The following is a 26,057-nucleotide window of genomic DNA, read 5'->3' on the forward strand; positions in this document are numbered from 1 at the left end:
AGCATGATCATCGATCCGAGTGGGCGTGGACCGACCATGCGCCAGCTGCTCATCGCGGGTATCTGCGGGCTGGCCGTCTTCGCCTTGATCCTGGGCTTCCTGATGGCGCGCTATCAGGGCTATTTCGTCGAGAAGGTCAATGTCACGGCCAATCTCACCACCACCGGTGACGGCCTGCCGCAGAACGCCGACGTGAAGTTCCGCGGTGTGCTGGTCGGCGTGGTCGACGAGGTGTCGGTGGCCGCCAAGGGCGAGCTGCAGAAGGTGCACATCGAGATGAAGCCGGAGTACGTCTCCGGCATCCCGGCCAATGTGACCGCCCGGGTGGTGCCCTCCAACCTGTTCGCCGTGACCTCGGTCGAATTGGTCTACAACGGACCCGATCCCGCCAATGCGCACCTGAAGGAGGGTTCGGAGATCCCGGAGGACCGCTCCAAGGGCACCATCGCGCTGCAGGACACCCTCACCACGGTGCGCGACATCCTCAGCAAGATCGATCCGATCCAGTTCGGCCGAGTGCTGGGCACCCTGTCCTACGCCCTGGACGGCAGCGGGCGTGTACCCGGCTCCACCGTCGAACGGGTGGACCGCTGGCTGCTGGCGGTGGACGAGTCCATTCCGGACCTCGGCGTCATGCTGGACGACTTCTCGCAGTCGTTCCGGGCACTGAACCAGTCGGCGCCCGAACTCATGAACGTCCTGGCGGACTCGGTGCAGACCGCGCAGACCATCTCCGACCGGCGCAGCGAACTGGCCGCGCTCATCACGGGCACGGGTGGCACCGTCGACAAGGTCAACGACCTGTTCGCCCGCAACCCCGATGTGGGCAAGGAGGTCACCGTCGGCACCAGTGCGCTGTTCGGCGCGATGTCCGACGATCCCGGCGCCATTCCGCAGGCCATCGAGAATCTGAACAACTCGGTGCGCGCGCTGGCCAGCACCTTCCACTGGGGTCCGCAGCGGCAGATGGTGTGGAACATGGGCCTCACCTTCACGCCGTACAAGCCCTACACCCAGGCCGACTGCCCGCGCTACGGCGAGCTGGCCGCGCCCAGCTGCGCCACCGCGCCGGTGGAGTCGAGTCCGGGCGAGCTGCCGGAGTCGTTGCGGCCCAGGGCCCTGGAGTCGGCGGCCGGACTGCCGCCGGTGCAGCTGCCGGAGGGTTTCCCGGGCATTCCGGGGCTGACCACCGCCGAGACCACCGAGCCGGGTGTGCCCGGTGCGCCGGGCGCGCAGCCGGGCAACCCGCTGAGTGGCACGCCGCTGGAAGGGCTGTTCCCGAACCTGTTCGGCGCCGCACCGGCCCCCGCGCCCGCGCCCGCGCCGGATCCCGCAGCGCAGCCGCAGACGACGCCGGCCGCGGCCGGGCCGATCTCCTACGCCGGTGACGACGCCATCGTGGCCCTGCTGGGTCGCAAGCCGACCATCGCCGAGTACCTGCTGTTGAGCTCGATCCTGAGGGGTGGAACCTTGCAAGTGACCGAAACCGGAGGCGGCCGATGAGCATTCGCAAACCGCTGATCGGGTTCAGTCTCTTCGCGGTCGTCGCGATCCTGGTGACCACGGTCATCTGGAACACCCTCGCGCGCACCGTGGAAGGCTCCACCAACACCTACAACGCCACCTTCTCCGATGTCCTCGGGCTGCGCGAAGGGGACGACGTGCGCATGGCGGGCGTGCGGGTCGGCAAGGTCGAGTCGATCGAGCTGGACTCCGACAACAACGCCCGGGTGAGCTTCATCGTGCAGCGCGACCAGTCGCTGTTCAACAACACCAAGGCACTGGTGCGCTACCAGAACCTGATCGGCCAGCGCTACATCGCGCTGGCCCCGGGCGAGGGCGGCGACACCTCGCAGCTGAAGAACAACGGGTCCATCCCGATCGAGCGCACCGAGCCGTCCTTCGACATCTCGGGTCTGCTCAACGGTTTCCAGCCACTGTTCCAGGTGCTGTCCCCGGAACAGGTGAACAACCTGTCGGAGACCTTCATCCTGGCGTTGCAGGGTGACGGAGTCTCGTTGAGCGCCTTCATCACCCAGGCCGCGGCCCTGGCCACCGACTTCCAGCGCCGCGACGCCATCCTGTCGGACGTGATCACGAATCTGTCCGGCGTGATGTCCGGCCTGGCCCGGCGCGGCGGCGAACTGGAGACCCTGGTCGCCCAGACCCGGGCGCTGATCGGCGGGCTGTACGCGCAGGGTCAGTCGCTGCAGGCGTCCACGGTGCAGATCGCCGACGCCACCGGCTCGCTGGTGAACATGCTCGGCGTGATCCAGCCGAAACTGGCGCTGGCGCAGAGCTCCACGCGCGACGCCCTGACCCTGCTGCTCGCCAATGGCGCGAAGTTGGACCAGGCCGCGATCGACCTGCCCGCCATCCTGTCCAACGTCGGCAAGTTCACCCAGAACGGCACCTACGCCAACGCGTACGTGTGCTCCCTGGACGTGTCCCTGTACGGCGTGCTCTTCCCGCGCGGTCTGTTCAACCAGATCGGCGGCAACTCCCACTCGGCGGTGTGCCGGCCATGATCGAGACAATCAAGAACCGCTTCAACAGCAATCGCAACTTCTGGCTCGGCCTGATCGGCGCGCTGGTCATCGTGGCGCTGCTGCTGGCCTCCAATGCCTATCGCCTGATCGGCGTGGGCGAGCAGTCCATCGAGGCCGAGTTCGCCCAGACCGCCGGTGTGAAGGTCGGCGACAAGGTGGACGTCTCCGGCGTTCCGGTCGGCCGGGTGGCCGGTATGGAACTCGAGGGTGACCACGTGCTGATCACCCTCCAGATCAGCGATGACGTGAAGCTCGGGCCCGACGCGCGGGCGGCCATCAAGATGGCCACCCTGCTGGGCGCGCGCTACATCGACCTCGATCCGGGCGACGGCTCCGGACTGCCGGGCGACCGGATTCCCGTGAACAACACCGATGTCCCCTACAACCTGGCCGACGTGGTGCAGGAGGGCACGCCCAAGTTCGCGGCCCTCGACACCCAGAAGCTGGCCGAATCGCTGAACCTGATCAACCAGCAGCTCGGCGACACCCCGCAGCTCACGGTGCAGGCCCTGGACGCGGTCGGCGCGCTGGCCAAGACCATGAACGACCGCAAGAACGACGTCGACCAGCTGCTCAAGGATCTGGACAAGGTCACCAGGATTCTGGCCGACAACCGCAACAGCGTGCTGCTGGTGATCACCCAGGGTGAGGCCATCGCCAATCGGGTGATGGAGCGACAGGGCCTGCTGCGCTCGTTGCTGGACAACATCGCCACCCTCAGCCGCCAGCTGCAGGAGATCGGCGCGCAGAACGACAACCAGTTCGGCCCGACACTCCAGCAGCTCAACACCATGGCCGAGGGTCTGCAGAAGAACAAGGACAACCTGGACCGGCTGCTGTCGATCATGCCGCCGTCGGTTCGGCAGTTCAACAATGTGTTCGGCAACGGCAATTACGGCGAGGTCGGTCTGCCGTGGCTGTTCCCGGACAACTGGCTGTGCTTCGCGCATGTGGCAGAGGGGTGCCAGTAATGACCAAGTTCACGCGAATCGCCAAGGCCGTCATGATCGGCGCGGCGACCCTGGCCGTCGGCAGCTGCTCCGTCGTGCCCATCGGGGTGAAGGACGCCGTCGGGCAGACCCAGCATTTCACCGCCGACTTCCTGAATATCGCGGGCATGTTCGAGGGCAACCCGATCACCGTGCTCGGCCTCGAGGTCGGCAAGGTCGACAAGATCGTGCCCAAGGGTGAGTACGTCGAGGTCCACATGACCGTGGACAAGGGCATCAAGATCCCGAAGGACGTGACGGCGGCGCTCATCTCGCCCTCCATCGTCACCGACCGGCACATCGAGCTGACCCCGGTGTACACCGGCGGTGAGACCCTGCCCGAGGACGCGCACCTGACCACCCAGCAGACCCGGACGCCGGTCGAGCTGGACCAGATGATCAAGACCATCGACGCCTTCGCCGAGGCGCTCAAACCGCAGGAGGGACAGGAGGGCATCGGCCCGCTGTCCGGTCGGGTGCTCTACCCGATGCTCAACGGCCAGGGCGAGAAGATGCGCGACACCCTCAACGCCCTCTCCGGTGCGCTGAAGGTGGGTGTGGACAACAAGGACGCGGTCTCCAGCATCATCATCAAGCTCAATGAGCTGACCACCATGCTGGCTGAGAACGACCAGGCGGTCCGGGATTTCAGCGACAAGATGACCCAGATGTCCACGCTGCTGGCCGAGCAGGCGCCCGGCCTGCAGGCCACGCTGGATCAGCTCAACGCCTTCCTGGCCAATACCAGCGGTGCGTTCGCGGAGTACCAGAACGAACTCAACGGCACGCTCACCGGTCTCACCAATGTCACCCAGCAGCTGCGCGACAATGCGGCCGGCGTGGTCGAGATCGTGGACGTGGCACCGCTGCTCATGCAGAACCTGGACCGCTCGGTCAACCGTCAGGGCCGGTTCATCCGCCTGCACGCCGTGCTCGGCACCGCGCTCTCCGGTGAGATCGTCAGCCTGTTCTGCGAGCGCATCCAGATGCGGGCGGACGGCTGCCGCACCGGCAAGATAGAAGATTTCGGACCCGATCTCGGGCTCACCGCGGCAATGTTGGGACTGACACGATGAGCAACCGATTCAGCCGGGACACCCGGCGCGCCAAGCGGATCCGCCGCGGCGTGGTCGCACTGGCCGCGACCGTCTCCACCCTGGCGGTCTCCGGCTGCGGCGTCACGGTCGAGAACCTGCCGCTGCCGAAACCCGGCGCTGGGCGCGACACCTACACGATCCACGCGGTCTTCGACAATGCGCTGAATCTGCCGGATCAGGCCAAGGTCAAGATCGGCGGCTCCGACGTCGGCGTGGTCACCAAGATCGAGACCAAGAACTTCGAGGCGCATGTGGATCTGGCCATCCGCACCGATATCGAACTTCCGGCCAACAGCACCGCCGAACTCCGCCAGGCCACTCCGCTCGGCGATGTCTTCGTGGCGGTGTCCAAGCCCAAGGACGAACCGGGGCAGCAGGTCCTGGAGGACGGCGACACCCTCAGCCGCGAGCAGACCTCCGCGGGCGCGACGGTCGAGGAACTGCTGCTGTCGGTCTCGCTGCTGTTCAACGGCGGCGGCATCGCCAGCCTGACCAAGATCACCAACGAGCTGGAATCCATTGTGGGCGGGCGGGGTCCGCAGCTGGCCCACCTCATCACCCAGATGACCGGCATCACCGCCAGCCTCAACGACAACAGCGCCCGGGTGGACCAGACCCTCGCGGGATTCAGCGCGCTGGCCACCACCCTCGAGGCCAATCACAACGAACTGGGCCAGGTGGCCGACAGCCTGCCGAACATGATCGGCGCCATCGCCGAGAACAACCAGGCCCTCGGCGAACTGCTCACCAAGGTCTCGACAACCAGTGCGGCCCTGGGCGACTACGCCAACACCACCTCCGCCGAACTGGCCAGCCTGCTCGACAACGTGCAGCAGCTCATGGACGCACTGGCGCAGACGGAACCGAATCTCGGCCCGGCGCTCGACGCCCTGCGCGAGATCCGGCCCATGGCCGACGCGTCCTTCAAGGGCAACACCCTCGCGGTGGCCGCCACCCTGACCATGCTCGACATCGGCCTGCTCACCGATCCGGCCAACAGCAAGTTCCCGGATCTGAAGGACTTCAGCGATTTCGCGGGCAGCCTCATCCAGGTGTTGCAGATCGTCCAGGGCCGGATCTCGGGGGGCCACCGATGAGCTGGGTGAAGGCGCACAAGAATCTGGTGTCGAACGCCGCGCTGGTGCTCATTCTGCTGGTGGGCGCGTCCTACCTGGCGGTGAGCGTCATGCGGGTGAACCCGCTGCGCGATACCTACCGGGTGACGGTCAACCTGGACCGCTCCGGCGGTCTGCAACCGGGCAACGACGTGACCCTGCGCGGCTACCGCGTCGGCAAGGTCGCCGAGATCTCGCTGGTCGACAATGGCGCGGGCATCGCCGCCATCGCGGAGATCGACACCAAGTACAAGATCTCCTCCGACACCCGGATCGCCGTGCAGGCGCTCTCGGGCGCCGGTGAGCAGTACATCGACTTCCGGCCGAATACCGATCAGGGCCCGTACCTGCACGACGGCTCGGTGGTGGCCTTCGATCCGGAGGCCGTGCGGACCCCCACGCCCGTGTGGGCGGTGCTGGACAACTCCAGCGAGCTGATCGCCCAGGTCGATCCGGACAAGTTCAGCGTCATCCTCAACGAGCTGGACATCGCCCTGTCCGGTGGCCAGGACCAGCTGCGCGCCATGATCAACGGCATCAGCCTGGCCGCCGCCGGTCTGGATGGACTGCTGCCGCAGACCACGAATCTCATCGCGAATCTGCGCACCATCACCCAGACCACGTCGCTCGCCCAGCCGGATCTGGGTACGCTGACCGCGAATTCGAGTGTGCTGTTCCAGCAGTTCAACGATGCCAACGCCGAACTCCAGCGGATCCTGGAGCAGGCGCCGGGCCAGATGGAAACCCTCGGTGCGGTGCTCGACAAGACCGCCGATCCGATGACCAGCCTGGCCCAGAACTTCGCGGCCATCACCAAGGCCGCGCAGTTGCGGGTTCCCGCGTTGCGGGCACTGTTCCCCTCGCTCGTGGTGGGCACCTCGGCCATGGGCGTACCCGCGCACGACGGCGAGTTCTATACCATCGTGGATATCTGGCCGCGCCCGTACTGCCAGTACCCGGCCAAGACGGTGCGGCCCGAGGTCGCCACCGACAACACCTTCCCCCGGTGGACGGGCACCTGCCTGAACCCCCCGGCGGATCAGCAGATTCGCGGTTCCGCCAACGCACCGCGGCCGGATGTGCCGAACAACGGCGCCAATCCGCCCACGGATATCGACCTGAACGAGCGCACCCTGCCGCCTGTGAAGTGAGCGCGGGTATCCCGGTACGGTGGTGTGGGTCACCGGGCCGGGCTTACTCGCCGAGCAGAACCTAGACGGTGCGTCCGCAGCGCACCGGGAAAAGTGAGAGCAATTTCCATGTCGGATGACGCTGCCCAGAAGAAGACAAACGAAGACGATTCGACGGCCGGGGCCGATGCCGTGGGCAGCGCCGACACTGCTGCTACGGAGAAGATCGAGGCCGCCGCCGAGCCCGCCGCCGAGCCGAAGGCCGATCTGAGCAAGGCCGATGCGGGCGAGCCCAAGGCCGCCGAGGCGAAGGTCTCGACAGCCAAGAGCGCCCAGCCGACTCCGCCGCCCCCGCCGCGGGCTCCGCAGGCCCCCGCCGCCGGTGCCGGATCGGGTGGTGGGTCGCTACCGCTCATCGCCGCGTTCACCGCGGGTGTGCTGCTGGTCGCGGCCATCGCCACCGGCGTGTGGTTCTTCCTGCAGAACCGCACGCACGAGAACGAACTCGCCGCCCGCGACGAGGCCACCGCGGCCGCCTGCGAATTCGGCAAGGCGGTCTCCAGCTATGACGCCGCGAATCTGGGCGACTACTTCGACAATGTGAAGTCGCGGTCCACCGGACAGTGGGGCCAGTTCTTCAGCGGTGCGGCCGACACCCTCGAAACGGCCATGAAGAGCGTCAACGCCCGCTCCACCCTGGACGAGATCCACTGCGCCTACGAGTCCGGCGACGAGAACAAGGCGTCCATCGTGCTGATCATCACCCAGGTCCGCTCCAATTCGGTGGTGCCGCAGCCGGACATGCTGACCGTGCCCGGTGTGGCGGAGATGGAGAAGAAGGACGGCAAGTGGCTGGTGGCCAACTTCGACTCCCCCACGCTCAAGGGCCTGAACCCGGTCGCCCCCACCGGCCCGCAGCCCGACCAGACCGAGCCCGAGCAGCCCGCCCCCGACGCCGAGACCCCGGCACCCGGTAACTGACCACACCCGAAAGCGGACGCCCCACTCGCAACCAGGCGGGTGGGGCGTCTGTCGTCCGGGGGCGGTCGCCTCAGAACAGCGTCAGGGCGTCCGGGTCGGGTGCCGCGGTGGCCGGTCGGCGGCGCATCGGCGGCGGGGCGGGAATGGTGTCCTGCAATGCGGCCGGATCGGCCACGGTCGCGGCCGTGGTCGCCGCATGGGCGGGCACCACCGGAATCGGGGTGGTCGGCGGGGTGGCGTCGGCGGCGCGGGTCTGGGGCGGTGTCGCGGACTCCGCCGCGGCGGGTTCGGCGAGGTCCGGTTCGGGGAGGTCCGGATCGGGCAGCGCGCCCGCGGCCACCTTGCGCGCGGCCTGGCCCGCCAGCGTGTCGGCCTGTTCGTTGAAGTAGTTGCCCACATGTCCGCGGACCCAGCGGAAGCGCACGGGCCCGGGGCGGGTGGAGATGGCCTCGTCGATCAGGCGGATGAGTTCGACATTCTTGACCGCGCCACCGGTGGAGGTGCGCCAGCCATTGCGTCGCCAGCCGTTGATCCACTCCGAGGCGCATTTGATGGCGTAGAGGGAATCGCTCTCGATGAGCAGGGGTTCGGATCCGTGATGGGCGCGTACCGCCTCGAGTAGCGCGCGTAGCTCGGCGATCTGATTGGTGCCGGTGGGAGCCCCGCCACTGGCCGATCCGCCCGCGTGATTGACCCAGGCCCACCCGATGGCGCCACCCGGGTTACGCAGGCACGATCCGTCGGTGCTCACGATGATCATGCTTGGCACCCTACGCAATCCGGCCGACAAGATCCGTTCCGTGGAATCCCTCTATCTCCCTTCGCAATTGCGATTCGGTCCGTCGCACCGCCGATTGTACGGCCGGATGCAGCATTCGCGAGCACAGGCGGCCTAGAAGACCTGGCGGTTTGAAATACTCCGCCTCGGAGGTGATCACCGAACGACCGTAGCCCAGTGGATCGAATCGCAGGCTGATCACCGCGAGCGGGGAGTCCGCAGGCGCCGCCTTCCCCGGTCGGCGCCTGCGGAGTGTGTACTCGATGACCGCGTTGCGGCGGTACTCGGTGATCTCACACTCGACCGTCGGATGCCACGGGCCCACCCGGAGGGTGCACGCGAAGGTCGCCCCCGCACCGTGGTCGGTCTCCCCGACGGGTTCGAAGGCGGCGACGGCGAAGGCCCAGTCCGGCACGAACTGATGGTTGTCCGTGTATCTGAACGCGACCTCCACGGGCGCTCCGACGTCGCTCGCGAGTTTGATATGGCCCATAGGTGCTCCCTGTCCCACGGCTGCGGTTAAAAGTACTACATCCGTCCTCTTTATTGTCAGGGTTACCGAGCCTTTGCCGCATTCCCGATATGTGATCAACCGTCCAATTCATTGACGATGTGAGCCGCGATGGGCAGCGCCGATGTCGCGGCGGGTGAGGGGGCGTTCAGGACGTGAACCGACCGCTCCGTCTTCTCGAGCAGAAAGTCGTGGACGAGCGTGCCGTCGCGCAGCACCGCCTGCGCCCGGATGCCCGCCTCGCGCGGCAGCAGGTCGTCGAGCGTGAGCTCCGGGCAGTAGCGCCGACATTCGGCCAGGTAGCCGCGCTTGAACAGCGAATTGCGCAGCTCCCGAACGCCGGTCCGCACATTGGCCGCCGCCACCCGGTGAAAACCCCGGAATCCCAGGATCTCCCGCACATCACGCAGATCGACGCTGCCCTTGCGGTAGCCCTCGCGGGCCAGGCCCAGTACCGCGTTCGGCCCGACGGTCAGGTCGCCGTCGATGGTGGGGCTCAAATGCACACCCAGGAAGGGCAATTCGGGGTCCGGGATGGGATAGATGAGGGTGCGCACCAGATCTTTGCGGGCCGGCGGCAGCTGGTAGTACTCGCCCCGGAACGGCACGATGCGCAGCTGGGTCCGCAGGCCCGCCAGCCGTGCCAGCCGATCTGCCTGCAGACCCGCGCACACCACCAGCCGCCGGGCCCGCCAACTTCCGGCCGGGCCGGAAACGGTGACCGCGTCGCCGGTTTCGTCGATGGCGGTGATCTCCGCGCCGAGTATCACGGTGCCGCCCGCGGCCCGCACCTGCGCCGCCAGCGCGGCCGTCACCCGGGAGTAGTCGATGATCCCGGTGTCGGGGACGAACAGCGCGCCCACCCCGGTCACCCGGGGCTCGCGCCGCCGCAGTTCGGCGGCGTCGAGCAGTTCCACGTCCACGCCATTGGTGACCGCCCGCTCGTACAGCGCCAGCATCCGGGCATGCTCGGCGGAATCGGTCGCCACCAGCAGTTTTCCGCACACCTGGAACGGAATGTCGTGTGCCGCCGCGAATTCCTTGGTGCGCCGCGCCCCCTCCCGGCACAGCCGCGCCTTCAGGCTGCCCGGCGCGTAGTAGATGCCGGAGTGGATGACGCCGCTGTTGTGCCCGGTCTGATGGGTGCCCAGCGCGGCGGCCTTCTCCACCAGCAGCAGACTCGCCCCGGGGTGGCGGGACAGCAGCCGGTGGGCCGTGGCCACGCCGACGATGCCGCCACCGATCACGCAGTAGTCGTACACGCAGCAAGTGTCACACAGTGGTGAGGTCGCCGACCTCCGGTGCGACAGGGGTGCGCGGCCGCTCGGCTCGGGTTTCCAAGGGCGCGACCGGGGCCGGGGCGGGAGCCTCGGCCGTGACGGGTTGCTGGGGTGCGCCGGTGTGCCCGAGCGCGGTGTCCGGCTGGGGCGCACTGCCGGGCGCGGTGTCCGGCTCGGGCCCACCGCCGGGTGCGGTGTTCGGCTCCGGCGGGGCCGATGCGTTCGCCGTGCCCGGGGGCGCGGCCGGTTCCGGTGCGGTCGCCGCGGCGGGTGCCGGATAGCGGGTCAGCCGCACACCGACCTCGCCGAGTTCGGTGTCGGAGAGCGTGAGGGTGAGCTCACCGCTCTTGGTGTCGAGCTCGGTGTGCAGTCGGGTGGTACCGGCCGGTCCGAGGTCGATCCCATCGCCGCGGGTGGCGGGCAGCACCAGATCGGCGACGGTGCCGAAGACATTGGTGTCCACCGTGATGGCGACCGAATTGCGTGGGTCCGGGACGACCTGCGCACCCACGAAGGTGTCGCCCACGCGAATGCGTCCGGCCAGGCCGGGCCCATCCGCGGGCTGCTGGCCGGAGGTCAGGATGCTGGGGCGCGCGGCCGTCACCGCCGACTGGGTCGGCGAGTCGGTCAGCGGACCGAAAAGCGAAGCGAGTTCGATCTTTTCGGCAATGGGTGTGACGACCGGGCGTTCCGGCAGTCCCGGGACGGTCCCGGTGCCCCCGCGCGGGTGCGGCGGTGCGGGTGGTGCGGCGATGACGGGGTCGGGACGCTGTGCCCCGGGTAGCTCGTTGGCGATATAGGTGCCCGCGGCGACGGTGAGGCCGATGCTGGCCATGCCCGCGCCGACGACGGCGGTGTGGCGGAGGATCTGTGCGGCGCGCCGAGTGTTACTGGTAGCCGCGCCCCGCGTCGCCGGATCGTGCGACATCTGGTGCGGTCCTTTCCATCTCCCCTCGTCCCCCTGCTCCCCTGCGGCGTACGACCCGCACCGTTGAAAGTCGTACGCCCGTCCAGGTTACGGTGCCGTCGGGTTACACATGTCCCTCGTGAGAGCAGGATCACAGCTCGACAACTGAACGCATTAGTGCGTTTCCGCCGTCTGACGGCGGGGTAAATATTCGGGTAGCTGGCGAGCGTCATCTCGACTGCCACGAAGACCTCCGGCCAACGGCGTCCGGTCGGCACCAGGCACGGCGCATCTACAGTGACGCTCGCCCGCTCTCGTCTACGCCGCGGTCGGAGGTCGAAACGTAGGGCGGGTCAGGCGAACTGGCCCGCCGTACGACCGGCTCCGGGAGGACCGGCGAAAGCCTGTGCGAGGCTCAGCCATTCGGCCGCATCGTCACCGACCACCGCGAGATCCAGATCGTCGAGATGGCGGCGCTGGGTCACCAGCTGGCAGAAATCCAATGCCGAACCACTGATTCGCTGCGTCGCGTCCGCCGGACCCCAGGCCCACCGGCTGCCGTCGGGCGCGGTCAGCTCCACCCGGAACTCCTCGGCGGGTGCGGTGCGACCGTGCACCAGGTACGCGTAATTCCGGGTGCGCACGCCGAGGTGGGCGATGTGCCGCAGCCGGGCGGTGGGGGTGCGCACCGCGCCGAGCGCATCGGCCACGTCCTGCCCGTGCGCCCAGGTCTCCATGAGGCGCGCGGTCACCATGGACGCCGGACTCATGGGCGGCCCGAACCAGGGCAGCTTCGTTCCCGCGGGCACTTGTCGCAGGGCGTCGATCAGTGCCGTTCGGCGCGAACGCCATTCGGCCAGCAGTTCCGGCGCCGGAGTGCGGGCCTTCTCCGCCGCCGCCTCGTCCACGAAGGTCAGCGCGCGGGGTCCGGCCTCCTCGACCAGCTTCCCGAACCGCTCGGGGTCGGTGGCGGCGACTGCTGCCACCTCGTCGGTCCAGGTCAGATGCGCGATCTGATGCGCGATACTCCACCCGGGCGCGGGCGTGTCCCGCTCCCACTCGGCGGGATCGAGATCCGCCACCAGTGCATCCAGCTCCGCGCACTCGGCGGCGAAATCGTCGAGCAGCGCCTCCACGTCGGCCATGTCGGTCAGCATCGCAGTGCGCCGAGAAAAATGCAAGCATGCGTGCTTGTATTTGTGTGGCCGCCCCTACCAGCCGAACAGAATCAGGTGGATCGCACCGACGCCCAGGCCGAGCACCGCGCCGTGCAGGTACAGCAACCAGGCGTCCTGTTCCACCGAGGCGTAGAACATCTCCATGAACTCGCCGGGGGTGAGCTGCTGGAGTTTGCGGGCCGCGAACTCGTCGATCTTCTCGGCCTGTTCGGCCGCGAAGGCTTCGTCCTCGACCAGGCTCGGGGCCAGCCCCACCGCCGCGCCGACCGCCCCGACCTTCAGATTGTCGAACTGCCGCCGTCCGAAGGCCGCCCGCACCACCGACCGGGTGGGCCCCAGCTGTCGATGGATGGAATCGGAGATGAGCCGCTCCAGCAGCCGCCGGGTCTTGTCCCCATTGGGTCCGTCCAGCAGCTCCTTCGCCAGATTCGGCAGGGTCAGCACCTGGTAGGCCAGGATCTTGGCGAGATCCTGCGCCGCCTCGGGCTGCCGCTTGGCCAGCAGCGCCTGTTTCCACACGTACTTGTAGCGCGGCTGCGGATCGCCGGGTTCGAAGACCATCTTCACCGCGATCACGTTGACGATCACGCCGATGGCCGCCGTGGCGACCAGCACCACGAACCAGCCGGGCAGCCAGCCGATGACCGGAATGTCGTGGTGCACATGCAGGTACAGCGCCAGCAGCAGGCCGAAGGGGGCGCCGAGCAGGCCGATCCGCACCATGAAGCGCAGTTCCGGCGCGGCGATGGTGGTGGTCAGATCCTTGAGGATGGTCGGATTGTCCCGCAGGTAGCGGATGACGAAATCCTTGATGTCGATGAGCTGTTCGACATTGTCACCGAGGTGATCGAAGGCCCGCCGGGACAGCAGCGGCAGCTCGCGTTCCACCCGTTGATAGATGATCTGCTTCACCGCGCGCGGCACGGTGGCCCACAGATCCGGGTTCTCCCGCATCATGATCTCGTCCACGATGGGCTGCACCTGTTTGCGGGCGATCTCGGCGATGTAGTCGGCGATGCCGTCCAGATCGAGTTCGTGGATGAAGTCGCGCGGACTGCCGATCCGCATGAGCGCCTTGTCCACGCAGATACTGGCCATCTTCTCGGCGCGGGCGGGAATGAAGCCCTGGAAGCCGAGCTGTCTGCCGTCACCGGAGAAGGTGGGCAGCACCTGCACCCGGCGCGGGAAGTAGGGATAGAGCACATCCAGGCCCGGCACCCGGAAGCCGCGGAAGTAGACCGGCCAGAAGAGCATGAGCACGCCGGTCCAGTTGGTGAGCCAGCCGGCCACCGCACTGAACAGGGGGAAGCTCACCAGGTCGACGACGAGTTTGGACTGGCCGGTGAGGTGCTCCCAATCGATGAAGAGCCCCGAGGCCAGTATGGTCATCGCAGCGTCCCCCTACGGTGCCGGTGGGTGAGAAATAGTGCGCATAACACTCTCACCGGGCCGGGGTGGTGTCAAAGCTATGAGAGGTAGGGGTGAACAGGATGAGTCTGGACCGCCGCGGCTTCCTCACCGGAGCCACCGCAGCCGCCGGAATCGCCACATTGGCCGGAACCGCGACCGCGCAGGCCGCACCGGTTCCCGTGGTGACCAAGGCCGCCTTCCCCACCGGCGATTCGCTGCGCGTTCTGGTCACCGGCGACGCGGGCACGGGTGCCCGCCCGCAGTGGCAGGTCGCCGACGCCGCTCGCGTCCTGCACGCCCGCACTCCGTTCTCGCTGGCCCTGGCGCTCGGCGACAATGTGTACGAGAACGGCCCCTGGTCGGATGAGGACGCCCAGTTCGCCGCGAAATTCGAGGATCCCAATCACGGGCTCGACTTCCCCTGGCTCATGGTGCAGGGCAATCACGACAACAGTTCGATTCTGCCCGGCGACGGCGGCTGGCTGCTGCGCGGCGACCACGAGGTGGCCTATCACGCGCGATCGGCCCGCTGGTACATGCCCGCCCGCTACTACTCGGTGCGCGTCCCCGAAGAGAATCCGGTCGTCGAATTCTTCGTGCTGGATCTGAATCCCATCGCGGCCTACCTGCCGCCGCTGTTCGCGCCCTACTGGGCGGCCGACGGCCAGTTCATGACCGAGCAGGCCGCGTGGCTGGACAGCGCCCTCGCCGCCTCACCGGCCACGTGGAAGATCGCCTGCACGCATCACCCGTACCTGAACAACGGCCCGCACGGGAACGCCGGGAACTACGAGGGCCTGAATATCGATCCCATCAACGGGATCCACGTTCAGCGCTTCTTCGAGAACCATGTGCTGGGCCGCTGCCAGTTCATCCTGTCCGGCCACGATCATTCGCTCCAGGTCCTCGACCCGACCACGGGCTCGAAGGGCACCCGCCAGCTCATCTCCGGCGCGGCCGCCAAATCCGTGCACGGCGACCGCGCGCGTGGACAGCAGCCGACGCCCGCGCTCTACGAGAACTACGACGACCTGGGCTTCATGGTGCTGGACCTGAACCGCGCCGCCGCCGACCTGAGCGTGGTGACGGTGGACCTCGCCACGGGTGCGGGCACCACCGCCTTCCAGCGCCGCCTGTCCTAGCCCGGCCCGATCACGGCTTCAGGACGAGCCGAATCGGATTGCCCTCCTTGGCCTCCAGCGCGTGCACGGCCTTCGGGGCGTCCGCGAGCGGCAGCACCGCGCTGACCGAGCGCGCGAAGTCGATCCGGTGCAGTCGCCGCAACCGCACCAGCTCGGTCACATGCTCCGGCCGGGAACCGTAATGCCCGCGCAACTGCTGTTGGAAGAAGCTGAACGCGGTGCCGCCCTTGATGGTGATCGGCTTGTCGGTGAGCCCGACCAGCACCAGCCGCCCCTGCGGCGCCAGGCAGGTCACGGCCTGTTCGCGCACCGCCGCGACCCCGGCGAAGTCGAAGGCGGCCGCCAGTCCGGTCTCGCTCGCCGCCCAGATCCGCTGCCGCAGTTCCGGATCGGCGGGGTCGAGAGCCAGGTCCGCACCGAGTTCGAGCGCCCGTTCCCGCGCCGCGGGCAGCGGATCGACGGCGATGATGGGCGCGGCACCGATCATGCGCAGCAGCTGCACCCCGTGCACGCCCAGCCCGCCCACACCCCAGACACCCACCGGCTCGGCCGGTTTCACCTCGGCGGTGGCGGTGATGGCGGCCCACGGCGTGGAGACCGCATCGGGGATGAAGCACGCCTGCTCGAACGGCAGATCGTCCGGGATCGGCACCAGCGTGTCGATGCGGGCGAGGGTGTACTCGGCCCAGCCGCCGTCGTAGTCCACGCCCCGCGTGAAGGTGGCTCCGTCGCGAAGTTCCCCGGCCTGCAACACCACTCGGTCACCGACCCGGGCGGTGGTGACGCCGGGGCCGAGCGCGTGCACGGTGCCCGCGACCTCGTGCCCGAGGGTCACCACGTCGCCCTGCAGGAACAGCGGGGTCAGCGTGCCGTCGATGAGATGCACGTCGGACAGGCATACGCCCGCGGCCTCCACCTTGATCAGCACGTGATCGGGGCCCGGCTCCGGAACCGGCACCTCGTCGAGTTCCAGTCGTCGCTGCGGTCCCAGGTGTAGTCGCGCGGCCAGCATGGTCATCGGCTCCTTCCGACGGTCGTCCCCCGCCGGGCCCAGCGTATGCGCGACGCGGTCAGGTGCGCGGTCGTTCCAGGATGCGGGACATGACGATGCTGCTGCGGGTGCGTCCGACGCGGGTGTTCTCCCGGATGCGTTCCACGGTCCGCTCGATCTCGGCCATATCGGTCGCCATGACGTGCACCAGCGCGTCGGCCTCGCCCGCGATGGTCCACACGCCCACCACCTGCGGGATGGGTTCGAGACTGCGTTTGAGTTCGGCCGGGGTGATGTTGTCGCGGTAGTAGACCTCGACGTACGCCTCGGTGCGCCAACCCAGTACCGACGGGTTGACCAGGGCGGTGAATCCGGTGATCTGGCCGCCCGCCACCAGCTTGTCCACCCGCCGCTTCACCGCCGGGGCCGAGAGTCCGACGGTCGCGCCGATCTCCTGGAAGGACGCGCGGGCGTGCCGCAGCAGATGGGCGAGGATGCGGCGGTCGATCTCGTCCACGGGCGCCGTCCGTTTCGTCGGTGCGCAATGATTCGCTGTTCTTGTCCGAATCTGCGCAACAGATCAGTGTTTTCCACGCAACGATACGCCCAATACCGTCGTGATCACTGCTGTGTCACCGATTCGGACGGAGTGTCGATGACCTCGATAGCCACGCTGCGCGCCCCCGAACCCCCCGGCGCGCGTCGCCCGATCTCCCGGCACTACCTGATGTGCCGCCCCGAGCATTTCGACGTCACCTACGCCATCAACCCGTGGATGGACGTCTCCGCCCCCGTGGACCGGGCACTGGCTCTGGCCCAGTGGGACGCCCTGCGCGCCGCCTACGAGCGGTGCGGCCATCGGGTGGACGTCATCGCCGCGGAACCGGGGCTGCCCGATATGGTCTTCGCCGCCAATGGCGGCCTGGTGGTCGGCGGCGCGGCGCTCTCGGCCCGCTTCGCCAATGCCGAACGGGTGCCCGAGGGCCCGGCCTATCACCGCTGGTTCAGCGCCCGCGGCTTGACCCGGGTGCGCGCCGCGACCGAAATCAACGAGGGCGAAGGCGATTTCGCGGTCGTCGGCGGGCGCATCCTGGCGGGCACGGGTTTCCGCACGGCACCGGCCGCGCATCGCGAGGCCGAGCGGTTCTTCGGTCGTCCGGTGATTTCGCTGGAGTTGGTGGATCCCCGCTTCTATCACCTGGATACCGCGCTCATGCCACTCGGCGACACCATCGCCTTCCATCCCCCGGCCTTCTCGGCGGACAGTGCGCGCCTGCTGCACGCCATGTTCCCCGACGCCCTGATCGCCACCGAGGCCGACGCGAATGTGCTGGGGCTCAACGGAGTCTGCGACGGCTACCACGTATTCCTGACCGATCGCGCCACGACGCTGCCGGATCAGCTGCGCGAGCGCGGCTACCACCCGGTCGGCATCGACCTGTCGGAGCTGCTCAAGGCCGGGGGCAGCGTCAAATGCTGCACCTTGGAGCTGCACCGGGCCGCACCGGCCTGATCCGATCCGATCTGATCGGCACCGGCGGGCCTCAGGCGGCCCGGGCGGCGCGGGTCAGCGTGCGCAGGGTCGCCTCCGGATCCTCCACGTCCACGACCAGGCGGGTGAAGTCGGTGCCCGCCAGTTCGACGAGCACGGCGCGGCCGTCGAAGCGGGTGTCCCAGAATTCCTTGCGGCCCTTGCCCCGGAAGATGCCCGCGGCGATCACACCCGGGAAGAAGGTGCCGGGCGCGCGCAGCCACGGCGGCCGCATATCCACCGGCGCGGGACCGATCCCGGTGACGTGGGCCAGGTCGAAGCGCACGTGTTCGCGCAGGGCCAGCACCCGGTGGGTACCGGTGACATGCACCGTCGCGGTGGTTCCCTCGATCTCCAGCTCGACCATTCGGCACCCCTAGCTCACATCGGCACGTTCCATCACTGCCCAGGGTGCCCGGCGCGTCTGGACATAGCCTGTGCGTTTCCTACGGTTTCTCTCAGGAAACGACGTGATTTGACCCTCACGCGACGTCAGGCCCGACGCTGTGGTCATGACAGACACCTACCCCGCCTTCGACGTCAGCCCCGTGCCCATGCCCGGTCCGGACGCCCAGCCGCCGGAACTGTTCCGCGGTATCTACGGCATGCCCATGTTCGTCACCCTGCCGACCTCGGACCTGTCCGCGTCGGTGGACTTCTGGGAGCGTGGCCTCGGCTTCTTCGACCTGTTCACCGTGCCCGGGCAGGTCACCCACCTGCGGCGCTGGATGTTCCAGGACGTGCTGCTGGTTCCGGGCGAACCACCGGCCGCGGCACCGGTGCAGAGCGTCACGTTCTCCTGTGTGCTCGGGCAGCTCGACGGGATCGCCCAGGCGTGTGAGCGGCTGCTGCCCGGCTGCACCACGGGGCCGCGCGTCATGCCCTGGAACTCGGTCGAACTCGAGGTCGTCACCCCCGAGCGCGCCCGTGTGATCATGACCGCCGCACGTCCGTACGATCCGAACAGCGCCTCCGCCGAATATCTGCGCTCCGTCGGAATCGAAGGGCCATCCGAGTGACCGAACCCCAGCGGGCTCTCACGGTCGGTGCCGTCGCCGCCCTGGTCGGCGTCACCGTCCGCACCCTGCACCACTGGGATTCCATCGGCCTGGTCAGCCCCTCCGAGCGCAGCGGCTCCGGCTACCGCCTCTACACGTCCGCCGATCTGGCCCGTCTGCACCGGGTGCTGGTCTACCGGGAGCTCGGCGTGCCCCTCACCGAGATCGCGGCGCTACTGGAGGCCGACGCCGACGACGCCCTGGAATCGCTCCTGCGCCAACGGGATCATCTGCGTGAGCGCATTGCCGAACTACAGCGCATGAGCACGGCCCTGGATCGGCTGATCGAAGCCCGCGAGTCCGGGCTGCTGCTCTCCCCGGAAGAGCAGGTGGCGATATTCGGCGGTGACTGGAAACCGGCCTGGGTGGGCGAGGCGCGGGAACGCTGGGGCGACACGCCGCAGTGGGCGCAGTACGCCGAACAGTCGGCGCAACGCTCGCCCGAACAGTGGCGAAACATAGTCGCGTCCGTGGAGGCGCTGCACGCCGAGTTGGCCGAAGCGTTCCGCGCGGGCGTCGCCCCCGGCAGCGCCGCGGCCGCCGAACTTGCCGAACGCCATCGCGATTCCCTGTGCGCGTACTTCCACTGCACCCACTCCATGCACGTGCTGCTGGCGCGCGGCTACACCGAGGATCCGGGCTTCGCGGCCTACTACGACGCCATGGCGCCCGGTCTGGCCGCCTGGCTGCGCGCCATCGTCGAGAGCAATGCCCGGGCGCACGGCATCGACCCGGAAACCGCCGTCTGGGAGTGAGATTCGCCCGGTCAGCGCTTCGAGATGGCGGTGATCAGGGCCCGTTCCCCGTCGGTGCGGGTGGTGACGATCTGCGCGAACTTCTGCGGGCTGGGATCGGTGGGGTACTGCTCGTGCAGTTCGACCTGCCAGGTGTTGCCGTCGGCGTCGGCGCGGGTGAGGAATACGCAGTAGCGGGTGCCGTCGGGCACCTCGTCGATTCCGGCCTGGATGGTGGCGGCGTCGGGCACGGTGGCGTCGGCGGCCACGTGTTCGCGGGCGCGGGCGGCATTGCGATCGACGTAGTACGCCCATTCGAAGGCCAGGATCGCGCCGGGCGCGGTGGCGGGGTCGCCGGGTCCCGCACCGACGACGGTGGTCTCGGTGCGGGTGGCGAAGCAGTTGGCGGTGGCGTGCGGATAGTTCTCCGGTACGGGCGCGACGCTGTCGGTGGTGGCGGGGACCAGCGTGACCGTGCTGGTGACGGCCGCGGTGTCGGCGGTGTCGCGGAGGTTCACGTTGACCGCCACGATGACACCGATCAGCAGGGCGGCGGCGCCCACCGTGGCGACGGCCACCAGGGTGCCGCGCGTCCGGGTGCCCTCGTAGTCGTCGTGGTCGCGGCGGGGGGTCAGGCGGCCGAGTACCGGTTTGATGCGACCGGTCCGGTCGACGACGCTGCGGCGCGCGGTGGCGCTGTAACCGGAGTAGCCGGTGTCGTCGTCGGGGGTGGCCTGCTCGTCGTCGTCGGCGCGCGCGGTGGTGTCACGCGCCAGGTGTTCCGCGCCGCGGCCCCGGGCGGGTCCGGCGAGCCATTCATCCCAATTGCCGGTGTGGGCGGCGACTTTGGCCGGGATCGGCGCGGGCGGGTCCACGCCGGTGGTGTCGGCTCCGAGCACGGGATCGACGGCGCGGTTCGGTGCGCCGTAGACGAATTCCTCGTCCTCGGGGTCGGGTAGGGCGTGCCGTCCGCGGCCGGTGGGCACGTTCCAGCTCTCACCCCGGTCGGTCACGCTCGCGGCGGGACCGTCCTCGTGGTCGTGGTCCGCGTAGTGGGCGTTGGTGGGTTGCCCCCAGTTGTCGCCGTTGTCGGTGACGCTGGCGGCGGGGCCGCCGTAATCCGGTTCCGGCTCCTCGGATTTCGCGGGCTCCGGTTCGGGTGCGGGAGCCGGTGCGAGGTCGGGCATTCCGGCGTAGGCGGGCAGGCCCGTTCCGCCGCCCAGGACGAATGGGTTCGGGGTCTGATCCTTGGTCACGTGATTCCCCCTGGGGTCCGCGGGCGGTTCAGCTGGTGCGGGCCGCCGGTGTCACGCCGAGCTGGCCGTCGCGCCGGGGTGGGCGTTCCTCCTGGGGTGCGGGTTGGGCGACGATCGGGGGCGGCAGCACCCCGCCGGGGCCGGGACCGGCGTCTTCCTCCGGCAGTCCCGCCGACGGGGCCGAATCCTGCTGCGGCGCACTGTTTCCGGTATCCGGCGCGGTCGGGTACGGGGCGAGTTCCACCGGTTCGTCGCCGAGGTTGAAGCTCAGATCCGGTGTGTCGTCGGGTATCTCGGGCTCCGCGGGTGCCAGGCCGGGGAACAGTTCGCCGCCGGGCGTGGTGCCGGTGCCGTTGTTGTTCTGGTTGGCGGTGGCGGGGTTGACGGCCTGGGTGACGGCGGTGGTGCCGACCGTGGCGAGGGCGTCGATGCCGGTGGTCGCCACCTCCACGCCCTTGTCCATGGCGTGGGTGATCACGCCGGCCACGGTGTCGATCAGGTGGGTGCCGACCGAGACGCCGGCGTCGATGAGGCTGGAGCCCAGGGTGACTCCGCCGTTGATCAGTGCCAGTTGCAGCGCGTGCTGCGCGGCCAATACGGGATCGGTGTTCGTGGCGGTGTCCGGGCGGTAGGTCAGCGTCGGGGCGCCGTAGTAACCGCCGCCGGTGCCGCCGACGCCGTTCCAGGTGGGCGCGCCGGGATGGAAACCGGTGGGCACGCTGACCCGGGGCGCGTGCTCACCCAGCCCGAGCGCGTTGACGGTGGCGGTGTGCGAGTCCATCTCGCCGTTGGCGGTCCGCACCACCCGCACCCCGTCGCGGATGTAGTCGGTGGCGAGTTCCACGATCTGGTCGGCGTCGGCCTGCGAGCGCGCGTTGTTCGCCAACACCGTTGCCTTGGAACGGAAGTCGGCGATGAGCTGATCGAGTTCGGCCGCGGCGGTGTCGCGGGTGGCGTAGGCGGCGGCCAGGGTCGCCCCCAGCCCCGTCGAGGTGTCCGCCAGCGCCGCCACCTCGTCGCGCGTGCGGGTGATGGCGGGCACCGCCGCCACCGCCGTCCGCGCCGATTCCAGTCCGGTGGCCCCCACTCGATGCGGTTCGTCGGAATCCCGAATGGCGGCGGGCACGGCCCCGAGCGCCGCCAGGGTGGCCGCGTCCGGCCGCGCGCCGTCACCGAGCGCCGCCCGTAGTCGCAGCAGCGGTCCGACCAGCGTGGAGACGATGGTGGGCTCGGTGACCACCGTGGTGGTGTCCGCGTCGCTCCTGACCACGACTACACCTCTCGCACCGTCGTATCGGCCACCGCGGCCCCGATCGCTCCGGCATTGTGCGCGTCCGTGGCCGCCATGACCTCCCCCCAAGCCTTGACGGCCTGCCCGTAGGCATCGGTGAGCACCGCCGCCGTCCCCACGGTCTTCCCGAGATTCCCCCAGGCCGCCGCCCACGCCACAGCGAAATCCTCACCGAGCGCACCCAACCCGGACAGGTCGAACGCGGCAGCCCGCGCGGCCCCACCGGACGCCGCGGACAGCAGCTCGGCAGCCTGGGCGGCGGCAGCGGTATAAGCGGCCGAAGCGGTGTAATCGAACACCACTTCACCGGAAGTATTGGGACTGTTGCTCATAGTCGATCTCCCCGAACGGTGGAGGACGTGGATGCCAAGCCATGCTGCCACGAATCCCCCCATTTCGGCTGGGCGAACCAGACAATCGGTGCGGTGGACCAGGCGGATTCGACGGACCCGGTGGCCGGAGCGACCGGGATCGGACTGCCCGGCTGCGGACCGGGCGCTCGGCGTCTGTTTCCTAGCTCGTCGCGTGTTCGCCAGGGGCGAACCGGTCGGTCGGAACAAGACCGTGGGGTGCGGGGTTGAGTAGGTAACGCTCAACCTTGGAAGGGGTCGAAGACGTGAGTACTGCACAGAACCTGCCGGTCCTGTTCCTGACCGATCCGATCGTGCTGCCCGGCATGGTCGTGCCGATCGAGCTGGACGAATCCGCGCAGGCCGCCATCGATGCCGCGCGGGCCGGCAAGGTCGAACAGGTGCTGCTCGCGCCTCGGCTGGAGGAGGGGTACGCCACCTACGGTGTGGTCGCGACCATCGAACAGGTCGGCCGGATGCGTGGGGGTGCGCCCGCCGCGGTGCTGAAGGCCGAGCGGCGCGCCAAGATCGGACACGGCGTGACCGGGCCGGGGGCGGCGCTGTGGGTGGAGGCCGAGGAGGTCGAGACGCCCGCCGCCGACGGTCGCACCACCGAACTGGCCGACGAGTACAAGAAGCTGGTCGTCGCCGTGCTGCAACGTCGTGAGGCGTGGCAGGTCATCGACGCGGTCAACCAGCTGACCGATCCGTCCGCCCTGGCCGACGCGGCCGGGTGGGCGTCGTGGCTGAGCAATGAGCAGAAACGCGAACTGCTCGAAACACCGGATACCGCAACCCGTCTGACCAGCCTGATCGCCTGGACCAAGGCGCACATCGCCGAAACCGAGGTCAGCGAGAAGATCAGCGAGGATGTGCGCGAGGGCGTCGAGAAGACCCAGCGCGAATTCCTGCTGCGCCAGCAGCTCAACGCCATTCGCAAGGAGCTGGGTGAGGACGAGCCCGACGGCGCGGACGACTACCGCACCCGGTTGGAGAACGCCGACCTGCCCGACGACGTGCGCGAGGCCGCACTGCGCGAGGTGGGCCGCCTGGAGCGCGCCAGCGACCAGAGCCCCGAATCGGGCTGGATCCGCACCTGGCTGGACACCGTCCTGGAGCTGCCCTGGAACGAGAAGACCACGGACAGCACCGATGTGGCGGCCGCGCGGGCCGTACTGGACGCCGACCACCACGGCTTGGACGAGGTGAAGGACCGCATGGTCGAGTACCTGGCGGTGCGCGCCCGGCGGGCCGCGCGCGGGCTGGAGGTCGTGGGCGGGCGCGGTTCCGGCGCGGTGCTGGTGCTGGTCGGTCCGCCCGGCGTGGGCAAAACCTCGCTGGGTGAGTCCGTGGCGCGGGCGCTGGGCCGCAAGTTCGTGCGCGTCGCCCTGGGCGGGGTGCGCGACGAGGCCGAGATCCGCGGTCACCGCCGCACCTATGTGGGTGCGCTGCCCGGCCGGATCGTGCGCGCCATGAAGGAGGCGGGTTCGATGAACCCGGTGGTCCTGTTGGACGAGATCGACAAGGTCGGCTCCGACTTCCGCGGCGATCCGGCGGCGGCGCTGCTGGAGGTGCTGGATCCGGCGCAGAACCACACCTTCCGCGACCACTACCTGGACCTGGATCTGGACCTGTCCGACGTGCTGTTCATCGCGACCGCGAATGTCATGGAGACCATTCCCGGCCCGCTGCTGGACCGCATGGAGCTGATCACGGTCGACGGCTACACCGAGGACGACAAGGTGGCCATCGCCCGGGACTTCCTCATCCCGCGGCAGTTGGAGCGCAATGCCCTGACCCCGCAGGAGGTCTCGATCACCGACGCGGCCCTGCGCGAGATCGCGGCCGATTACACCCGGGAAGCCGGTGTGCGGCAGCTGGAACGGCTGATCGCGAAGGCGCTGCGCAAGGCCGCGACCAAGCTGTCCGGAGACGGTGTCGAGCAGGTCGTCGGCGCCGGACTGGGTTACGACACGTCACTGGGCTACGAGGACGCCGCCGAGGCGCCGTCGCTGACCATCGACCTGCCCAACCTGAAGGACTACCTGGGTCGTCCCCGCTTCACCCCGGATTCGGTGGAACGCACCGCGGTCCCGGGTGTGGCGACCGGGCTGGCGGTCACCGGCCTGGGCGGCGACGTGCTCTACATCGAGGCCAATGCCGCCGAGGGTGAGCGTTCGCTCACGCTCACCGGCCAGCTGGGTGACGTCATGAAGGAGTCGGCGCAGATCGCCCTCACCTACGTGCGCTCCCACCTGGAGGAGATCGGTATCGAACCGTCGGTGCTGGATCGCAATATCCACATCCACTTCCCGGCGGGCGCGGTGCCGAAGGACGGCCCGTCGGCGGGCGTCACCATGGTCACGGCCCTGGTCTCGCTGGCCCTGGACCGCAAGGTGCGCGCCGATGTCGGCATGACCGGCGAGGTCACCCTCAACGGCCGGGTGCTGCCCATCGGCGGCGTCAAGCAGAAGCTGATGGCGGCCCAGCGCGCGGGCCTGAAGACCGTCTTCATTCCGGCCCGCAACGAGCCGGATCTGGACGAGGTTCCGGCCGAAGTGCTGGCGGCCCTGGACGTCCGGCCCGTCGCCGATGTGGCCGACATCCTGGCCTACGCCATCGAACCGGTAGCCGAACCGGCGCTGGACGACCGCAGGTTCGCCAGAACCGCCTGACGGCAACCACCCGGCGAATAATTCGGGCCGCGCCTGTTTCACATGAAACAGTCGCGGCCCGAATGCGTTTCGGCTATCGCCGCCGCTCAGGACCCCTCGTTGCCGTCGAGCTCTCGCTCGACCGACCGGGTGGTGCCCTGCGCGACCGCGCACAGCACCGATTCACCGTTCTCGTCCTCGGCGTAGATCTCACAGTGGCATACGGCTTGCCGTCTGGTTGCTCCGGTGACCTCGGCGACCGCGCGCAGCAGTACCCCGGCGGCCGGACGCAGGTAGGTGATGGTGAACCCGCCCGTGAGCACATTGGCGCCCAGTACCGTTCCGGCCGCGAAGGTGAGGGCATTGTCGGCGGCGTAGGCCAGTACGCCCCCGTGGACCAGTCCGAACTGTTGGCTCAGTTCCGGCCGGATGGGTATCTCCAGCGTGGCGGACCCATCGCCGAAGGCGGTGATCCGCGCGCCGACGAGTCGGCTGAAGGCCTGGGCGTCCAGGACTTTGCGGGCGAGGTCCAGGTCGAGAGTGTGCGGCATGCGGGTCCTCGGGTCGGATGGGCCGGAAGGCCCACTCTCGCACGGCCGCCGCTCAGTGCGGAGTGCGACCCTTGAACCAGGTCCCGAGGTACCGGTACGGATAGCGGGCCTTCACCACGCCGGACTCGACATGTCCGCTCACCCGCACCACGCGGGCCCCCGGGAACGGCTTGCGCTTGACCCGGTTCACCACGCGTCCGGCGTCGGTGCGAACCTCGTCGAGGTGTACCCGCCATCCGCGCGGCACCACCAGCACCACCGATCCGGAACCGACGTCGACTCGCATATCGATCTCGCGGTGTGGACAGAACGCGCGGGTGAAGTCCACTGTCACAGTGCCTTTCGGCGATTCCGCGCGAATATGGGTAGGAACGGCCCACTCGCCGTTGACTTTTCGCCTACTACCGGTCGAACTCAGCTCCAACTCGGAGGTTTTCACTGCCGACGCGTGCCGCTGCATATTGGAACCGCTCACCGATGCTCCTCCACGAAAAACTGCGCTCGAGCATACGACGGCCCGAACCCATCGGACACGAACTGTTATGCCCCCGATACCGAATGCGAAACGGGGCCT

At 68.7% G+C, this 26,057-nt stretch carries 25 protein-coding genes and 1 pseudogene; 12 read left to right on the top strand and 14 right to left on the bottom strand.

Annotation, left to right across the window (positions count from 1 at the left end):
* The first annotated feature begins 3 nt into the window (after nt 1-3).
* From FOH10_RS31760 to FOH10_RS31790, 7 genes are all read left to right on the top strand, one after another.
* Nucleotides 4-1,503: an MCE family protein gene (locus FOH10_RS31760; RefSeq protein ID WP_143983409.1), complete on the top strand. Its 1,500-nt coding sequence runs from the start codon at nt 4-6 to the stop codon at nt 1,501-1,503.
* Nucleotides 1,500-2,528, top strand: coding sequence for an MCE family protein (locus FOH10_RS31765; protein ID WP_039808042.1), 1,029 nt, complete (start codon nt 1,500-1,502; stop codon nt 2,526-2,528). The genes FOH10_RS31760 and FOH10_RS31765 overlap by 4 nt, the downstream gene beginning before the upstream one ends.
* Nucleotides 2,525-3,520, top strand: coding sequence for an MCE family protein (locus FOH10_RS31770; protein ID WP_029932433.1), 996 nt, complete (start codon nt 2,525-2,527; stop codon nt 3,518-3,520). The genes FOH10_RS31765 and FOH10_RS31770 overlap by 4 nt, the downstream gene beginning before the upstream one ends.
* Nucleotides 3,520-4,614 carry an MlaD family protein gene (locus FOH10_RS31775; RefSeq protein WP_143983410.1) on the top strand — a complete coding sequence of 365 codons (1,095 nt, stop codon included), beginning with the start codon at nt 3,520-3,522 and terminating at the stop codon, nt 4,612-4,614. Before FOH10_RS31770 ends, FOH10_RS31775 begins: the two co-directional genes overlap by 1 nt.
* The gene (locus FOH10_RS31780) at nt 4,611-5,732 is read left to right on the top strand and encodes an MCE family protein (RefSeq protein WP_143983411.1); all 1,122 of its coding nucleotides are present in this window, start codon (nt 4,611-4,613) and stop codon (nt 5,730-5,732) included. The genes FOH10_RS31775 and FOH10_RS31780 overlap by 4 nt, the downstream gene beginning before the upstream one ends.
* Nucleotides 5,729-6,901, top strand: coding sequence for an MlaD family protein (locus tag FOH10_RS31785; RefSeq protein WP_143983412.1), 1,173 nt, complete (start codon nt 5,729-5,731; stop codon nt 6,899-6,901). Before FOH10_RS31780 ends, FOH10_RS31785 begins: the two co-directional genes overlap by 4 nt.
* Nucleotides 6,902-7,009: 108 nt before the next feature.
* Complete coding sequence (locus FOH10_RS31790) at nt 7,010-7,861, top strand: hypothetical protein (protein WP_143983413.1); 852 nt, start codon at nt 7,010-7,012, stop codon at nt 7,859-7,861.
* 238 nt (nt 7,862-8,099) lie between these two features.
* Here the strand turns inward: FOH10_RS31790 and FOH10_RS35970 are convergent.
* From FOH10_RS35970 to FOH10_RS31820, 6 genes and pseudogenes are all read right to left on the bottom strand, one after another.
* Nucleotides 8,100-8,621 (bottom strand): annotated as a pseudogene (locus tag FOH10_RS35970) (ribonuclease H family protein); the annotation flags it as partial.
* A 10-nt stretch (nt 8,622-8,631) separates the two neighbouring features.
* Nucleotides 8,632-9,132, bottom strand: coding sequence for an SRPBCC family protein (locus FOH10_RS31800; protein WP_029932427.1), 501 nt, complete (start codon nt 9,130-9,132; stop codon nt 8,632-8,634).
* Nucleotides 9,133-9,227: 95 nt separating this feature from the next.
* Nucleotides 9,228-10,412 carry an L-2-hydroxyglutarate oxidase gene (lhgO, locus tag FOH10_RS31805; RefSeq protein WP_143983415.1) on the bottom strand — a complete coding sequence of 395 codons (1,185 nt, stop codon included), beginning with the start codon at nt 10,410-10,412 and terminating at the stop codon, nt 9,228-9,230.
* A gap of 10 nt (nt 10,413-10,422) precedes the next feature.
* Nucleotides 10,423-11,358 (bottom strand): hypothetical protein, encoded by a 936-nt coding sequence (locus tag FOH10_RS31810; RefSeq protein WP_143983416.1) that lies wholly within the window; start codon nt 11,356-11,358, stop codon nt 10,423-10,425.
* 332 nt (nt 11,359-11,690) lie between these two features.
* The gene (locus FOH10_RS31815; RefSeq protein ID WP_143984441.1) at nt 11,691-12,482 is read right to left on the bottom strand and encodes a TIGR03084 family metal-binding protein; all 792 of its coding nucleotides are present in this window, start codon (nt 12,480-12,482) and stop codon (nt 11,691-11,693) included.
* A 66-nt stretch (nt 12,483-12,548) separates the two neighbouring features.
* Nucleotides 12,549-13,904, bottom strand: a complete 1,356-nt coding sequence (locus FOH10_RS31820; protein ID WP_143983417.1) for a DUF445 domain-containing protein — start codon at nt 13,902-13,904, stop codon at nt 12,549-12,551.
* A gap of 101 nt (nt 13,905-14,005) precedes the next feature.
* On the opposite strand from FOH10_RS31820, the gene FOH10_RS31825 reads away from it, so the two are divergent.
* Nucleotides 14,006-15,067 carry a metallophosphoesterase gene (locus tag FOH10_RS31825; protein ID WP_143983418.1) on the top strand — a complete coding sequence of 354 codons (1,062 nt, stop codon included), beginning with the start codon at nt 14,006-14,008 and terminating at the stop codon, nt 15,065-15,067.
* Nucleotides 15,068-15,077: 10 nt separating this feature from the next.
* On the opposite strand, the gene FOH10_RS31830 is transcribed toward FOH10_RS31825, so the two are convergent.
* Both FOH10_RS31830 and FOH10_RS31835 read right to left on the bottom strand, forming a co-directional pair.
* Nucleotides 15,078-16,085, bottom strand: a complete 1,008-nt coding sequence (locus FOH10_RS31830) for a zinc-binding dehydrogenase (RefSeq protein ID WP_029932421.1) — start codon at nt 16,083-16,085, stop codon at nt 15,078-15,080.
* Between the two features lie 52 nt (nt 16,086-16,137).
* On the bottom strand, nt 16,138-16,575 hold the full coding sequence (locus tag FOH10_RS31835; RefSeq protein WP_143983419.1) for an Lrp/AsnC family transcriptional regulator: 438 nt from the start codon (nt 16,573-16,575) through the stop codon (nt 16,138-16,140).
* Nucleotides 16,576-16,713: 138 nt separating this feature from the next.
* Between FOH10_RS31835 and ddaH the strand changes: the two genes are divergently transcribed.
* On the top strand, nt 16,714-17,571 hold the full coding sequence (gene ddaH / locus FOH10_RS31840; RefSeq protein WP_186000643.1) for a dimethylargininase: 858 nt from the start codon (nt 16,714-16,716) through the stop codon (nt 17,569-17,571).
* Between the two features lie 31 nt (nt 17,572-17,602).
* Here ddaH and FOH10_RS31845 read toward each other — a convergent pair whose 3' ends face one another.
* The gene (locus FOH10_RS31845; RefSeq protein WP_029932418.1) at nt 17,603-17,956 is read right to left on the bottom strand and encodes a hypothetical protein; all 354 of its coding nucleotides are present in this window, start codon (nt 17,954-17,956) and stop codon (nt 17,603-17,605) included.
* A 145-nt stretch (nt 17,957-18,101) separates the two neighbouring features.
* Between FOH10_RS31845 and FOH10_RS31850 the strand changes: the two genes are divergently transcribed.
* Both FOH10_RS31850 and FOH10_RS31855 read left to right on the top strand, forming a co-directional pair.
* On the top strand, nt 18,102-18,608 hold the full coding sequence (locus FOH10_RS31850) for a VOC family protein (protein ID WP_143983420.1): 507 nt from the start codon (nt 18,102-18,104) through the stop codon (nt 18,606-18,608).
* Nucleotides 18,605-19,402 (top strand): MerR family transcriptional regulator, encoded by a 798-nt coding sequence (locus tag FOH10_RS31855; RefSeq protein ID WP_143983421.1) that lies wholly within the window; start codon nt 18,605-18,607, stop codon nt 19,400-19,402. The genes FOH10_RS31850 and FOH10_RS31855 overlap by 4 nt, the downstream gene beginning before the upstream one ends.
* Before the next feature lie 11 nt (nt 19,403-19,413).
* Here FOH10_RS31855 and FOH10_RS31860 read toward each other — a convergent pair whose 3' ends face one another.
* Genes FOH10_RS31860 through FOH10_RS31870 form a run of 3 tightly spaced genes read right to left on the bottom strand, consistent with a single transcriptional unit; the run spans nt 19,414 to nt 22,260 of the window.
* On the bottom strand, nt 19,414-20,637 hold the full coding sequence (locus tag FOH10_RS31860) for a DUF8176 domain-containing protein (RefSeq protein ID WP_143983422.1): 1,224 nt from the start codon (nt 20,635-20,637) through the stop codon (nt 19,414-19,416).
* A 28-nt stretch (nt 20,638-20,665) separates the two neighbouring features.
* Entirely contained in the window at nt 20,666-21,907 is a 1,242-nt protein-coding gene (locus FOH10_RS31865; RefSeq protein WP_143983423.1) for a hypothetical protein, read from the bottom strand.
* A 2-nt stretch (nt 21,908-21,909) separates the two neighbouring features.
* Nucleotides 21,910-22,260, bottom strand: a complete 351-nt coding sequence (locus FOH10_RS31870; protein WP_143983424.1) for a hypothetical protein — start codon at nt 22,258-22,260, stop codon at nt 21,910-21,912.
* A 344-nt stretch (nt 22,261-22,604) separates the two neighbouring features.
* Between FOH10_RS31870 and lon the strand changes: the two genes are divergently transcribed.
* Nucleotides 22,605-24,953, top strand: a complete 2,349-nt coding sequence (gene lon / locus FOH10_RS31875) for an endopeptidase La (RefSeq protein WP_303628132.1) — start codon at nt 22,605-22,607, stop codon at nt 24,951-24,953.
* A gap of 86 nt (nt 24,954-25,039) precedes the next feature.
* On the opposite strand, the gene FOH10_RS31880 is transcribed toward lon, so the two are convergent.
* Entirely contained in the window at nt 25,040-25,483 is a 444-nt protein-coding gene (locus tag FOH10_RS31880) for a PaaI family thioesterase (protein WP_143983426.1), read from the bottom strand.
* A 52-nt stretch (nt 25,484-25,535) separates the two neighbouring features.
* Nucleotides 25,536-25,958: a hypothetical protein gene (locus tag FOH10_RS31885; protein ID WP_143983427.1), complete on the bottom strand. Its 423-nt coding sequence runs from the start codon at nt 25,956-25,958 to the stop codon at nt 25,536-25,538.
* Between the last annotated feature and the right edge of the window lie 99 nt (nt 25,959-26,057).

Source organism: Nocardia otitidiscaviarum (genome assembly GCF_007362295.1).
GTDB classification, from domain to species: Bacteria; Actinomycetota; Actinomycetes; order Mycobacteriales; family Mycobacteriaceae; genus Nocardia; species Nocardia otitidiscaviarum.